Source organism: Arsukibacterium sp. (genome assembly GCF_018402695.1).
GTDB lineage: Bacteria > Pseudomonadota > Gammaproteobacteria > Enterobacterales > Alteromonadaceae > Alishewanella.
This window is the reverse complement of the sequence record NZ_JAGYIM010000014.1, coordinates 65,736-79,964: the sequence shown is the minus strand read 5'-3', so window position 1 is coordinate 79,964 and position 14,229 is coordinate 65,736. Positions and strand designations below refer to the sequence as shown.

Below are 14,229 nucleotides of genomic sequence, written 5' to 3'. Positions count from 1 at the left end.
CTTTTTACAGGCTATGCAGTAACGCTTGTAATGGATGCTTTGGTTTATCACCTGTCAATCGTTTTACCTGGCTGCGACAGGAGAAACCCGTCACCAAAATGTTCGACACACCGAAGCGCTCTACTGGGGAGCGCCAACTCATATTAAACAGCGCTTTACTATTGTCCAGGTTTTGCGCTTCATGACCATAAGTGCCGGCCATACCACAACAGCCAACCGGCACCGTTTGCAAAGTCATTCCTGCGTTGATGAATATCTGCTGCCAGGCCTTCTCAGTTGAGGGTAACGCGGTTTTTTCAGTGCAATGCGCCAATAATGCATAGTCTGCGGTATTCACTGCCCTCGGTATTGGCTGTTGCACCAGCCATTCATGCAGCAGGTGCACCTGAAAATCACCACGCTTAGCGCCCAGCGTTTTATTGTACTCATCACGATACGCCAGTACCAACGAGGCATCTAATCCAAGCATCGGCATGTTAAGTTGCTGCAGCTGATTTAAAAACCGGGCAGCGGTTGCCGCTGTCTCCGCAAACTGCCGTAAGAACCCTTTGACATGCTGTGGCTTGCCGTTCGGTACAAATGGCAGCAGCACCGGCCTGAAACCAATTTTTGCCAATAATTGTAAAGCATCGGCAACCAACTCTGCTTCATAAAAGCTGGTAAACGGATCCTGGACTAGCAATACTGTTCTGGCTTGTTTAGCTGGCGACAACTGCTGTAACATGGCCAGATCAAACTGATACTGTTTAGCGGTCAGTTGAGCCAGGGTTGGCACTGATAATAAAGGCGTATCAACGTAGCCTACTGTTTTTTTCAGAACTGCAGCAGTAACCTTGCGTTTGAGCACGAAATTTATCAATCTAGGCGCTTTAGCCAGCATTGGGGCGGTACGCTCAATATTGCCAACAATATAGTCTTTGGCTGGCCGTAAATAGCGGCTGTGGTAAAGTTGCAGGAACCGTGAACGGAAGGATGGGACGTCTACCTTTACCGGACACTGACTGGCACAGGCTTTACATGCCAGGCAGCCTTCCATCGCCTCCATCACTTCATGGGAAAAATCCTCAGCACCTTGCCATTTCGCCAGACTATTTCTGATTTTTTGCCACAATGAACTAAAACCGGGCTTATTAACTAAGATTCGCTGCTCCTCTGCCAGAACATCAATCCCCTGCAGTTCGGTAAGGCGTAACCATTCCCGCATTAACCCTGCCCGCCCCTTTGGACTGTGACGACGGTCTCGGGTTACCTTACTTGACGGGCACATGGGCGAGTTTTCTTCATAGTTAAAGCACTGGCCGTTGCCATTACAGTTTAAACTGCTATCGAAACTTTTTTTCACCGCCACGGGTATCTGCCGGTCAAACCAGGCCCGCTTCTGATCATCTACCGATACCAATTGGTCAGCGCTGGAATAAGGCGTACAGATTTTTCCCGGGTTAACTCTGTTGCGCGGATCAAAAGCCGCTTTAATTTTGCGTAATTCATTGAATAGCTCATCGCCGAAAAATGCCGGGCCATATTCACTGCGATAGCCCTTCCCATGTTCCCCCCACATCAGACCGCCATACTTACCCGTCAAGGCAACAACCTGATCTGAAATGGTACGCAACAGCTTTTCCTGCTCAGGATCACATAAATCCAATGCTGGACGCACGTGCAACACGCCGGCATCGACATGGCCAAACATGCCATAGTGCAAGCCATGGCTGTCCAGTAGCGCCCGAAACTCCATAATAAAATCGGCCAGGTTTTCCGGCGGCACTGCGGTATCTTCGGCAAAAGCAATTGGCTTTTGTGCGCCCTGGGTATTACCTAATAATCCAACAGCTTTTTTCCGCATTGCATAAATATTGCTGATGGCTGCACCATCGTAGGTTAACTGATAACCAATGATACCGTCAGTTTTATCAGCAATGGCAGCGTCCAGCTTAGCCGTCAGCGCCGCTATTTTCCGGGCCATTTCTGACTGCTCTTCACTGTTATACTCAACCATATTCAGGCCTTGCATTTCAGTGCCGGGTACATCAGTGATCAGTTCTTTCACCTGATGCCAGATAATATCGTTGCGTGCCAGATCCAGTACTTTACTGTCGACTGTTTCTACCGAGGTCGCCTCAGCGGCAACCAGAAATGGGGCATTTCTTAAGGCACTTTCAAAACTGTCATATTTAACATTGAGCAGGCATTTATATTTGGCAATAGGAGTAATGTTTAGCTTCGCTTCAGTTACAAAACCCAGAGAGCCCTCAGAGCCGGTAATTATTCGGGATAAATCAAACTCGGTTAAGTCGTCATTAAATACGTGTTCTAAATCGTACCCGGTTAAAAAACGGTTTAAACGCGGAAACTTTTCAATAATTTGCGGGCGGAACGTCCGGCAACTGTCCAGTACCTGGCGATAAATCCGGCCAATACTGCTCGGCATTTCGGCTCGGTGTTCAGCTTCAAACGTCGCCATTTTATGGGTTTTTAAAATATTGCCGTCTATCAATACCGTTTTTAACGCCAGCACATGATCACTGGTTTTCCCATACACCAGTGAGCCCTGGCCTGAGGCGTCAGTATTAATCATGCCGCCAATGGTGGCACGATTTGATGTTGATAGGTCCGGTGCAAAGAAAAAACCATAGGGTTTTAAAAATGCATTTAGTTGATCTTTAATCACCCCTGCTTGCACTCTGACCCAGCGCTGCTCAACATTAATTTCAAGAATACCCCGCATATGCCGGGATAAATCGACGACGACATGCTCAGTCAGGGCCTGACCATTCGTGCCAGTCCCGCCGCCGCGGGGGCTGAACTTAATGTGAGAAAAGCTGGAAGTTTGCGCCAGCGAAGTCAGAATAACGACATCATCGGTACTCTTTGGTAACAATACCGCTTGCGGCAACGCCTGGTATACACTATTGTCGGTTGCCACTGCCAGGCGGCTACCATAGCTTGTTTCAATGTCACCGCTAAAGCCAGCTGCAACAAGCGCTTTATTAAAGGCAATAATGCTGGCATCCAGGGCAAGCTCAGGCGTAAGTTTCGGGATCATAAGCGATGGTTTACTCCATATGGCCCATTTTTGCGGCTTTTGTTGCCAGGTAACGATGACTGTGGGCAGTGGTTTTTACCCGGTGTTGTACCCGCTCCAGGATATTTACTCCAACGTCAGTCAACGCCTTTAACTTCCGAGGGTTATTCGTCAGTAAGCGAATTTGCTGAACACCTAACTGCTCAAACATTTTTGCCGCAATATCGTACTCACGCATATCAGGTAAAAAACCCAGAATCTCATTTGCCTCTACAGTGTCAAGGCCTTTGTCCTGTTCAGCATAGGCCCGGATTTTATTAATAAGGCCAATGCCACGCCCTTCCTGACGCAAATACAAAATACAACCCCGACCCAGATCAGCTATTTTGCGCATAGCTGCCTCGAGCTGAGGCCCACAATCACAGCGCAGACTAAAGAGCGCATCGCCCGTTAAACACTCGGAGTGAACCCGCGCTAACACCGGCTCGCTGGTCGTAATATCGCCAAGTGTCAGGGCAACATGCTCTTTACCATTATCAGCTAAAAAACCATGCAGCCTGAATTCAGCGAAAGGTGTGGGTAATACAGTGGAGGTGACAAGTTTAATGGTCATTTTACTTCTCAGCTATGAAGGCGCACTACTAGTAAAGAAAATTGGGCCTGAGCTTCGTTAAAACAAGTTATAACATACGCCGATTATAACAGGCTGGTTTGACGTGGCTACAGCAATATTCTGTGATAGTATCACATTTGCTGGAGTTGTTGCTGAATTGAGCCTGCAGACAACCTTTAGATAGTTGCTAATTAACTGATTATTCTGACCCGGTTCGGCAAAATCGGCTACACTATGCGCGCTTAAACTTCTTCTTGCATTCAGGACTCCATATGTTGCGCTTCTTTGAACGACTTACTAAACCTTTCCCCGCTGCAGAACCCGGCCAACCGCCACGTGGCTTGCTGGCCTTTTGCCGCCACTATACGAAAGGTATGGAGCGTTCTTTGGTATTTATGTCGCTATCATCGGCCATCCTGGCCATCCTGGAAGTGTCATTATTTAGCTTTATGGGACAGTTAGTCGACTGGCTGGTAGCCAATGACCCTGACAACTTCTTTACTGAGGAGCGCGCAACGCTTATTTGGATGGCACTGGTTACCTTAGTTCTATTACCCCTGATGACATTCATTCACTCGGCAATAGTGCACCAGACGTTACTGGGTAATTACCCGATGTCTATCCGCTGGCTGGCACACCGCTATTTACTGCGCCAGAGTGTCAGTTTTTACCAGAACGACTTTGCCGGGCGGATTGCTACCAAGGTGATGCAAACTGCATTATCGGTGCGGGAAACCGTAATGAAACTGTTAGATGTTATGGTCTACGTGCTGGTGTATTTCGGCGCCATGTTGTTTTTTGTTGCTGATGCAGATGTGCGGTTAATAGTGCCGATGCTGGTCTGGCTGGTGTTATATATTGCTCTGCAGTTCTATTTTGTGCCCCGGCTTAAGCGGGTATCGACCGCTCAGGCCGATGCGCGATCTGAAATGACCGGCCGGATCGTCGATAGCTACACCAACATTGCAACGATTAAGTTGTTCTCCCACACCAACCGCGAAGAAAGTTACGCTAAAGACAGTATGGATGTATTCTTGCAACCGGTTTATCAACAGATGCGCCTGGCCACCGGTCTGAGTGTCTCGGTGCAAAGCCTGAACTATATTCTGGTGTTCAGCGTTGCTGCCTTATCTTTGTATTTATGGGCTGGCAGCGCCATAACGGTTGGTGCTATTGCGATAGCGATTAGTCTGGCCCTGCGTTTAAATGGTATGGCGCAGTGGATCATGTGGGAAGTCAGCGCGCTGTTTGAAAACATTGGAACCGTCGCCGATGGTATCGCTACGCTGTCGCGGCCTATTGACGTAAAAGATAAGCCTGATGCGACTAAATTAACAGTGCCTGCTGGTAAAATAGAGTTTCAACAGGTGAGTTTTAATTATGGTAAAACCAGCTCGGACTCAGGCAAAGCCGCTGTTTTACAGGAACTGAACCTGAATATCAGACCGGGTGAAAAAGTTGGCCTGGTTGGCCGCTCCGGCGCCGGAAAGTCAACGCTGGTTAATCTGCTGCTACGTTTTTATGATATAGAAAGTGGAAAAATTCTAATTGACGGCCAGGACATCAGTACGGTGAGTCAGGAGAGCCTGCGGCAACATATTGCCATGGTAACCCAGGATACGTCTTTGCTGCACCGCTCAGTGCGTGAAAACATTGCCTATGGCCGACCTGATGCCACTGAAGCTGAGTTAGTGCTAGCCGCAGAGCAGGCCGAGGCCAGCGACTTTATTGATGACTTGACGGATCCTAAAGGGAACAGCGGACTTGATGCGCAGGTTGGTGAGCGCGGTGTGAAATTGTCTGGCGGCCAACGTCAGCGCATTGCTATAGCCAGGGTGCTGCTGAAGAATGCCCCTATTTTAATTCTGGATGAAGCGACCTCGGCGCTTGATTCTGAAGTTGAAGCTGCCATTCAGGCAAGTTTAAATAAATTAATGGATGGCAAGACAGTTATCGCTATTGCCCACCGATTATCGACTATTGCCCAGATGGACCGGCTGATAGTGCTGGACCAGGGCACTATCGTCGAGCAAGGTACCCATAATGAATTAATTGCCGCCGGCGGAATTTACGCCCAACTATGGGCCCATCAAACCGGCGGTTTTATAGGGGTTGAATAACAGCGCTTAAATACACCGCTGCGGCTACGTCGCATTTATTGCGACGATGTCCCGCTGACTTTTAAGTCATTGTTAACAGCATGCACACCGGGTGTACCAGCAGCAATATTTTCAGCCAACTCACGCTGCTCCTCAGTGGCAACCTCTCCGCTAAGCTGGACATCGCCTTTACTCGTTTCCACCATAATATTCACATTATCTAAGCGTTGCTCCGCTCTGAGAGCGGTATGCACAGCATTGGTAACATTGATATCATCACCACTACCATCTTCCGTTGTTATTGTCATACCCGCTTCGTCTTTTTGCGCTTCAATACTCTGGCGCTCACAGCCAGTTAACAACAAAGCTGCAGCTATAACCGTTCCAATCGCGATATATTTAACGTTATAAATGTCCATCGTCAGCTCCTGTCGGTGGTTAAGAAGGCGGCACTACTACCATAAGTTTTGTATAAGTGTAGTTCCAGCCTTATCATGACGCAATTAAATACCAGGTTCTGTGCGCTGTCAGACATATAGAAAAGCCCGGCATGCCGGGCTTCACTTAATTACTTTGTGCTAACAAACTATGCTGATTAGTTCTTCGGAAACCAATTACTGAGACAGCTTATCTTGCTGCTGTTTTGCCAGCCGCTTCTCCCAGAAAGTTGCATTTTTAATGCCTAGTTTAACCGGGTCAAAATTAATCGGTCCGCCCGCTTTCTTTTGCTCTTCGTAATCGCGTAAACATAATATGGCCGGTTTGGCGACGAAGAAAATGGCCAGAATTCCCAGAATATTAATCCAGGCCATTAAGCCTACCCCAATATCACCAATGCCCCAGATATAGCCTGAACTGTTGACCATGCCATAAGCGACCATTGCCATAATCACGAATTTCACCAACACCAGTGGAATATTGCCTTTAAAATAACGGTTCAAATAGGCCACGTTGGTTTCAGCAATGTAGTAATAGGCCAGGATGGTGGTAAAGGCGAAAAAGAAAATTGCGATACCTACAAATGCCTGACCAAACTGCCCAAACACGCTGTTTAACGCCATTTGGGTAAACGCAGGTGAAGCAACCTCAGTAGCTGCATCGATATTCTGCACAATAATAGTGCCAGCGCCGGTTGCTGCATTAAAGTCTTCAGTCTGAATATTGTATTGTGAAGTAATTAAAATCATTAACGCAGTGGCAGTACAGACAAATAAGGTATCAACATAGACTGAGAAGGCCTGCACCAGTCCCTGCTGGGCCGGGTGATCAACCTCGGCCGCTGCTGCTGCATGCGGCCCAGTACCCTGTCCGGCTTCGTTTGAATAAATACCGCGTTTTACCCCCCAACCAATTGCTGCGCCCATTCCAGCTTGTGCCGTAAAGGCATCAGAAATAATTAAACTGAAAATTCCGGGTACTTTATCCAGGTTCAGAAAAACCACGATCAACGCCATAACGATGTAACCGAGTGCCATAAACGGCACAACAATCTGGGTAAAATGGGCAATCCGTTTAATACCACCAAAAATAATAAAAGCCAAAATAATCAGAATAATGGCTAAAGCCACCAGCTTTAAACTGGCCACTTCACCAAAACTGGTTACGACCATAGTACCTTCACCAAAAACCTGGGTGAAAGCATTGCCAACCGCATTAGCCTGTACTCCGGGTAGGAAAACGCCACAAGCAATAATCGCTGATAATGCAAATAAAACGGCTAACCATTTCTGACCCAGGCAGCGCTCAAAATAATAGGCCGGACCGCCACGATACTGCCCATCTTCTTCAACTTTATATACCTGACCTAATGTTGACTCTGCATAGGCGGTGCTGGCACCCAGAAACGCTACTACCCACATCCAGAACACGGCACCCGGGCCACCAAAACCGATGGCAGCAGCCACGCCGGCAATATTACCAACCCCAACCCGACCAGATAACGATACTGCCAGTGCCTGAAATGATGAAATACCTTTGTCAGATTCATTGCCACTTAACAGCAGCTTACACATTTCCTTGAAATGTCTGACCTGAGCAAAACGGGTAATGATGGAGTAAAACAATCCTGCGCCGAGACACAGAAATATCAGTGCTGGGCTCCATATAATACTATTGACGGTGCTGACCAAGGCTTCCATTAGCTTCCCCTGTAATTATTGTTGTTGGTTTTTATCGAGTTTTAATTTCTGTAATTTGCCATAACAAGCGGTTAATAGCTACGTTTCACACCGTCGCTGTGACGTGTTTAATGGTTTTTTAAACGATTTTAATATGACAAAGCTGCAAGGTGGGTTGAAGATAACAAAAAGCCCCGCATTGCGGGGCTTTAAATCAGCGAAATTTAGTGTTTGCCAAATTTTTCAGCCAGATATAACCAGGTTTCCAGTACGGTATCCGGATTCAATGACACACTATCTATACCCTGTTGCATCAGCCAGCCAGCAAAATCTTCATGATCTGACGGACCCTGACCACAAATACCGATATATTTACCTTTGGCTTTACAGGTTTTAATGGCCATTTCCAGCAGTTTATATATTGCAGGATTGCGTTCATCGAATAAATGGGCAATTAAACCACTGTCCCTGTCCAGCCCAAGAGTCAGCTGGGTCAGATCATTAGAGCCAATGGAGAATCCATCAAAGTATTCAAGAAACTCTTCTGCAAGTAAGGCATTAGATGGCAGCTCGCACATCATAATGACCCGCAGCCCGTTTTCGCCCCGTTTTAAACCATGGTCTGCCAGCAAATCAATCACCGCTGCAGCCTCTTCCAGGGTGCGTACAAACGGGATCATGACTTCTACATTGGTGAAACCCATCACGTTGCGCACACGTTTTAATGCCTCAACCTCAAGCGCAAAACAATCCCGGAAATCTGTTGAAATATAACGTGACGCCCCCCGAAAGCCAATCATCGGGTTTTCTTCATGGGGTTCATATTGCCGGCCACCCACGAGGTTAGCATATTCATTTGATTTAAAATCTGACATCCGGACAATGACTTTTTGCGGCGCAAAGGCACAGGCCAGAGTAGCAATGCCTTCGGTCAGCTTGGCAATGTAAAACTCTACCGGATTGGCATAGCCCGCAATCATCTCACTGATAGTTGTTTTAAGTTCAGGCGTTTGCTTGTCAAAATTAAGTAAGGCTTTAGGATGAACACCTATCATCCGGTTGATAATAAACTCCAAACGGGCCAGGCCAATGCCAGCATGGGGTAACTTGGCAAACGAAAATGCCCGTTCAGGGTTTCCCACATTCATCATAATTTTTAAATCAAGCGCCGGCATTTGGTCTACCCGGCTACTGACAACTTTATAGTCCAGCTTGCCATCATAAATAAAGCCAGTGTCGCCCTCAGCACAGGAAACTGTAACCTGTTGCCCCGTCTTAATTTTACTGGTTGCATCACCACAACCAACTACGGCAGGTATTCCTAATTCTCTGGCAATAATTGCCGCGTGGCAGGTACGGCCGCCGCGGTTAGTAACAATAGCTGAGGCCCTTTTCATAATGGGCTCCCAGTCCGGATCGGTCATATCTGTTACCAGCACGTCACCTGGCATAATCTGATCCATCTGCTCTATGCCTTTAAGTACTTTGGCGGTACCGGCACCAATTCGCTGACCAATTGCCCGGCCTTCCACCAGCACAGGTGCGGTCCCCTGTAACTGGAAGCGCTCCATGTTATTACTGTCTTCCCGGCTTTTCACGGTTTCCGGTCTGGCCTGTACGATATAAAGTTTGCCATCATTACCATCTTTCGCCCATTCGATATCCATAGGCCGGCCATAATGGTCCGCAATAATAACCGCCTGTTTAGCCAATTCTTCAACTTCACTATCGGTTAGAGAAAACTGCCGGCTGCGGCTAGCATTGACATCAATAATCTTCACCTGCTTGCCATGGCTCTGCTCATTCGAGTACACCATTTCAACTTTTTTACTGCCTAAATTGCGTTTAACGACTGCTGGCCGACCAGCCGCCAATGTCGGCTTATGCACATAAAACTCATCCGGGTTGACGGCGCCCTGTACCACCATCTCGCCCAAACCGTAGGAAGAGGTAATAAACACCACCTCTTCAAAACCAGATTCCGTGTCTATACTGAACATAACACCGGACGAGGCAATATCAGAACGCACCATCTTCTGCACCCCGGCTGACAGCGCCACACCGCGATGGTCGTAACCCTGATGCACCCGATAGGAGATAGCCCTGTCATTAAATAACGAAGCAAAAACATGCTTAATGGCAATAATTACTGCATCATAACCACGTACATTGAGAAAAGTCTCTTGCTGACCGGCAAAAGAAGCGTCTGGCATATCTTCAGCTGTGGCTGAAGAGCGCACGGCAAACGAAACATCATGAGTAGGATCGGCATGCAGTTGCTGATAGGCATCGCGGATTGCCTGTTCCAGTTCAGGTTGAAATGGCGTCTCAATTACCCACTGCCGGATTTGTGCACCGGCTTTGCTCAATGCATTGACATCATCCACATCCAGGCCATCCAGCAACTGGTAAATACGCTCATTAACCCCGCTTTGTTCAAGAAACTGATTAAAGGCATCTGCTGTGGTGGCAAATCCGCCAGGCACCTGTACCCCGGCACTGGCCAGGTTGCTGATCATTTCTCCTAAAGACGCATTTTTGCCGCCTACCCGATCCACATCGTGCATACCTAGCTTTTCATACCAAATCACAAATTCTTGCACAGTTCGTCTCCATTTTTTGTCGTAGGGCGTGTAAGCTTACAGCCAGCATTACATAACAATGTGATTTTACACTCTGACCGGGCTTATTTAAAACCTTAATTTTCATGTAATTTTATAACTACAAAACGGAGTTTACAGTGCGGACAGCTTTCTATATTTCTGACGGTACGGCCATTACAGCTGAGGTATTTGGTCATGCCTTACTTACTCTTTTTCCAGCACAATTCGAGCACATTACCATCCCTTTCGTCGAGACGACTGATATGGCGCAGCAAGTTAAACAGCGGATTAATGATCGGTATAAAACAACGGGGGTAAAACCTCTTATCTTCCAGACCTTTGTTGATGATGACTTGCGCCATATCATTAATAGCAGCAGTGGTATTTGCTATGACTTTCTTAATACCTTTGTAGAACCGATCCAGCGTGAGCTTGGTATTGCGCCGGTGCCTAAAACCCACCGCACCCATAGTATGCACGAGAAAACCTATGATTTTCGAATTGATGCGGTTAATTTTGCCCTAGCGAATGACGATGGCGCCAATATGAAGAACTTTGACCAGGCCGACATTATCTTAGTGGGAGTGAGTCGTTCAGGTAAGACACCAACCAGCCTGTATCTCGCTCTGCAATATGGCATTAAAGCCGCCAACTATCCGTTTGTCGAAGAAGACATGGAGGCATTACGACTGCCAGCAGAGTTGATGCGAAATAAAGATAAGTTATTTGGCCTGAGTATTACGGCTGAGCGGTTAAGTCAGATCCGTCAGCAGCGCCGGCCGGACAGCCGCTATGCCTCTATCCGGCAATGCACAGCTGAATTAAACGAGGTAGAGGCATTGTATCGACAGGAGCAAATTCCTTTTCTAAACTCAACTCATCTGTCAATAGAAGAAATATCGGCAAAAATAATTGCTAAAACCGGGCTGAAACGACATAAGTATTAAAGTAAAAGGCCAGGCCGGCCTTTTACATTTCCACAGTAATCTGACATAAGCTTGTATTAAACAACACTATTATTTGCGGGTTGCGCTTAAGGTATCAGCAATCAGAAATGCCAGTTCCAGTACCTGGTCGGCATTTAACCTCGGGTCGCACTGGGTAAAGTAACGCTTACTTAAATCATGCTCACTAAGACCATAAGCCCCGCCGGTACATTCGGTAACATGTTCGCCGGTCATTTCCAGATGAATCCCGCCAGCATGGGTACCTTCCGCTTTGTGAACAGCAAAGAAACTGCGAATTTCTCGCAGGATAGCTTCAAAATCCCGGGTTTTGAAATCGTTGCTGGCTTTTACTGTATTGCCATGCATTGGATCTGAACTCCAGACGACGGTCCGGCCTTCTGCCTTAACTTTGCGCACTAAAGCAGGTAATTTATCAGCCAGTTTATCAGCACCCATTCTGGTGATTAACGTTAGTCTACCAGGCGTGTTGTCAGGATTGAGGGCATCAATTAACCTTATTAATTCATCAGGTTGCATTCCCGGGCCTATCTTCACACCCACGGGGTTATGAATACCACGGAAAAACTCAAGATGGGCATGATCTAACTGACGGGTCCTCTCCCCTATCCAAACCATATGCGCGGAACAATCATACCAGTCGCCAGTCAGCGAATCACGTCGGGTCAACGCCTCTTCATAATTAAGTAACAAGGCTTCATGTGAGGTATACAGCTGGGTTTCACGAATAGACGGTGAGTTTTGAGCGGTAATGCCACAGATTTCCATAAAGCGCAATGCTTCCTGGATCCGCTGTGCTACATTATGATAACGGTCTTTTAAAGGGTTGGATTCGACAAAACCCATGTTCCATTTACTGACCTGATGTAAATCCGCTAACCCCCCCTGAGCAAAGGCTCTGAGCAGATTTAACGTAGCAGCAGAGTGATGATACGCCGTTACCAGACGGTTTGGGTCTGGTTGGCGGGCACTTTCGGTAAACTCAAAACTATTAACAATGTCACCGCGATAACTTGGTAGGCTTACACCATTTATTGTTTCAAGATCGCTGGAGCGCGGCTTAGCGTATTGCCCTGCCATCCGGGCCACTTTAACCACTGGCAAACCACCGGCGTAAGTTAGTACTACTGCCATCTGCAATAATACTTTAAAAGTGTCGCGAATTTTTGGTGCATTGAAGTCGTTAAAACTTTCGGCACAATCACCACCTTGCAGCAAAAAACCTTTGCCTTGTGCGACTTGACCTAACTGAGTATGCAGGTCACGCGTTTCCTGAGCAAACACTAACGGAGGATACCGATGGAGTTGTTGTTCAACTTGCTGCAGTAATTGCTGGTCCTGATAGGACGGTTGTTGTTGAATAGGCAGAGCTCGCCAGCTATCTGGCGTCCAGGTGGTCACAATGGTTTTCCTATATGTAGTAAGATTAAGACGTCTGCAAAGTTATAGACTTCCGGACGTAAATTCAATGCTGTACTAAGAGTTTTTCGTACTAAATCAATTGATATAGTAATAAGCTGTTATAACGTCTTGATTTCGGTAAGCTCCGGCGCCAACAGTAACTGGTCACAAGCTTGCTCTATTAAATCCAGCACAAGCTCAAATCCTTTACTGCCGCTGTAGTATGGATCGGGAACTTCGTTTATCGCCGGATACTCTGGATGAAAAGACAGGAAAAGCTTAATTTTGTGCGAATGTTCTGCCGGGCAGCGTCTGTTTAGTTCTGCCAGGTTTTCGTTATCCATGGCCAGAATAAGATCAAAATCAGCAAAATCTTGCTCAAATACCGGACGGGAATAAATTCCGGTAAAATTATAACCCCTGCCACTCCCTGCATTGACACTGCGGCTATCCGGACGCTCCCCTTTATGAGATGCACTGGTGCCAGCAGAGTCAATTTCAATTTCTACCCCCCTAAGCCTGGCTTTATGACTCAGTACTGCCTGTGCTGTTGGTGAGCGACAAATATTCCCTAAACACACAATTAATATTTTCTTTGCAAGCATGATTTCCCCTGATGTTATTCCCTGCATAAAATTCTGAATTTTTATCCTGTCCTACCCAGCAAAACCAACCGCAGTAAAGTAGCTTTATTTTAACTTTACCGCTATCAATAGTTGCAATTGACAGCAGCGCGGTACAGTATACTCATTGTCGTTTTAGTCTATGAACCAGACTAAAGTCGTTTGGAGGTGAAAACAATGGAACGGTTTTCCAGACTAATAATTCTGTCAGAGCGTCAGCAATTACACAATACAGCGATGTTAGCTCAGTCTGTCGGAATAAAAGTCCAGCAATGTAGTCGCAATGACTTTATGCAACAGCCGGTTAAATCAGGGGTGTTGGTTGGTTGCCAATTTAACAGCCATGATCTGACAAAAAAAGGTATTTCCGGTGAGTTAGCAATTCTGATGCAACGCTGTCCGGTTTTTATATTTCAGGCCGAACGTGCGCTCATCGATCCAGCACTTGCCGTGCATGGTGGGCTCAGAGGTCTGATTTATCGGGATGAGCAACTTGATCGGGTGCTGACTGCGCTTAAAACCTTAATGTCTGGCCAGTTATACTACTCCCGCTCCGTGATGTCTGATGTCGTCGATTTGCTAATCAATAAACCTAAAAAATTGAGTTCCGACATTGCCGCCGGCACTAATGCCCAACTGACCAGACAAGAAAAACGTATCATAGCTCTGGTCGCCGAGGGTGCCAGAAATAAAGAAATAGCAGAAATATTAAATATAAGCGCCCATACCGTAAAAGCGCATCTGTCAGCTATTTTCAGGAAGACTCAAGCTAGAAACCGGGTTTGA

Annotated in this window: 10 protein-coding genes; 3 read left to right on the top strand and 7 right to left on the bottom strand. The window is 46.9% G+C overall.

Going from position 1 to position 14,229, the window contains the following annotated elements; all coding sequences use genetic code 11:
- Positions 1-4: 4 nt before the first annotated feature.
- Both KG631_RS07365 and ribA read right to left on the bottom strand, forming a co-directional pair.
- Positions 5-3,043, bottom strand: a complete 3,039-nt coding sequence (locus tag KG631_RS07365; RefSeq protein ID WP_213997568.1) for an FAD-binding and (Fe-S)-binding domain-containing protein — start codon at positions 3,041-3,043, stop codon at positions 5-7.
- Positions 3,044-3,053: 10 nt separating this feature from the next.
- Entirely contained in the window at positions 3,054-3,635 is a 582-nt protein-coding gene (gene ribA, locus KG631_RS07360; protein ID WP_213997567.1) for a GTP cyclohydrolase II, read from the bottom strand.
- Between the two features lie 272 nt (positions 3,636-3,907).
- Between ribA and KG631_RS07355 the strand changes: the two genes are divergently transcribed.
- A complete protein-coding gene (locus tag KG631_RS07355) occupies positions 3,908-5,755 on the top strand; it encodes an ABC transporter ATP-binding protein (RefSeq protein WP_213997566.1) in 1,848 nt (615 codons plus the stop codon).
- 35 nt (positions 5,756-5,790) lie between these two features.
- Here KG631_RS07355 and KG631_RS07350 read toward each other — a convergent pair whose 3' ends face one another.
- From KG631_RS07350 to ppsA, 3 genes are all read right to left on the bottom strand, one after another.
- The gene (locus KG631_RS07350) at positions 5,791-6,153 is read right to left on the bottom strand and encodes a BON domain-containing protein (RefSeq protein WP_213997565.1); all 363 of its coding nucleotides are present in this window, start codon (positions 6,151-6,153) and stop codon (positions 5,791-5,793) included.
- Between the two features lie 195 nt (positions 6,154-6,348).
- A complete protein-coding gene (locus KG631_RS07345; RefSeq protein WP_213997564.1) occupies positions 6,349-7,872 on the bottom strand; it encodes an alanine/glycine:cation symporter family protein in 1,524 nt (507 codons plus the stop codon).
- A gap of 203 nt (positions 7,873-8,075) precedes the next feature.
- Positions 8,076-10,454 carry a phosphoenolpyruvate synthase gene (ppsA, locus tag KG631_RS07340; RefSeq protein WP_213997563.1) on the bottom strand — a complete coding sequence of 793 codons (2,379 nt, stop codon included), beginning with the start codon at positions 10,452-10,454 and terminating at the stop codon, positions 8,076-8,078.
- Between the two features lie 137 nt (positions 10,455-10,591).
- Between ppsA and KG631_RS07335 the strand changes: the two genes are divergently transcribed.
- Positions 10,592-11,401 (top strand): pyruvate, phosphate dikinase/phosphoenolpyruvate synthase regulator, encoded by an 810-nt coding sequence (locus KG631_RS07335; RefSeq protein ID WP_213997562.1) that lies wholly within the window; start codon positions 10,592-10,594, stop codon positions 11,399-11,401.
- 69 nt (positions 11,402-11,470) lie between these two features.
- Here the strand turns inward: KG631_RS07335 and KG631_RS07330 are convergent, their stop codons facing one another.
- Together KG631_RS07330 and KG631_RS07325 are read right to left on the bottom strand one after the other, a co-directional pair.
- Entirely contained in the window at positions 11,471-12,823 is a 1,353-nt protein-coding gene (locus KG631_RS07330) for a class II 3-deoxy-7-phosphoheptulonate synthase (RefSeq protein WP_365868437.1), read from the bottom strand.
- A gap of 116 nt (positions 12,824-12,939) precedes the next feature.
- Complete coding sequence (locus tag KG631_RS07325; RefSeq protein ID WP_213997559.1) at positions 12,940-13,425, bottom strand: low molecular weight protein-tyrosine-phosphatase; 486 nt, start codon at positions 13,423-13,425, stop codon at positions 12,940-12,942.
- A 195-nt stretch (positions 13,426-13,620) separates the two neighbouring features.
- On the opposite strand from KG631_RS07325, the gene KG631_RS07320 reads away from it, so the two are divergent.
- Positions 13,621-14,229, top strand: a complete 609-nt coding sequence (locus KG631_RS07320; protein ID WP_213997553.1) for a LuxR C-terminal-related transcriptional regulator — start codon at positions 13,621-13,623, stop codon at positions 14,227-14,229.

Excerpts from the sequence above, each read along its gene's own strand:
- KG631_RS07365 (WP_213997568.1), bottom strand. The coding sequence starts at position 3,043 with ATGATCCCGAAACTTACGCCTGAGCTTGCCCTGGATGCCAGCATTATT.
- ribA (WP_213997567.1), bottom strand. The coding sequence starts at position 3,635 with ATGACCATTAAACTTGTCACCTCCACTGTATTACCCACACCTTTCGCT.
- KG631_RS07355 (WP_213997566.1), top strand. The coding sequence starts at position 3,908 with ATGTTGCGCTTCTTTGAACGACTTACTAAACCTTTCCCCGCTGCAGAA.
- KG631_RS07350 (WP_213997565.1), bottom strand. The coding sequence starts at position 6,153 with ATGGACATTTATAACGTTAAATATATCGCGATTGGAACGGTTATAGCT.
- KG631_RS07345 (WP_213997564.1), bottom strand. The coding sequence starts at position 7,872 with ATGGAAGCCTTGGTCAGCACCGTCAATAGTATTATATGGAGCCCAGCA.
- KG631_RS07325 (WP_213997559.1), bottom strand. The coding sequence starts at position 13,425 with ATGCTTGCAAAGAAAATATTAATTGTGTGTTTAGGGAATATTTGTCGC.
- KG631_RS07320 (WP_213997553.1), top strand. The coding sequence starts at position 13,621 with ATGGAACGGTTTTCCAGACTAATAATTCTGTCAGAGCGTCAGCAATTA.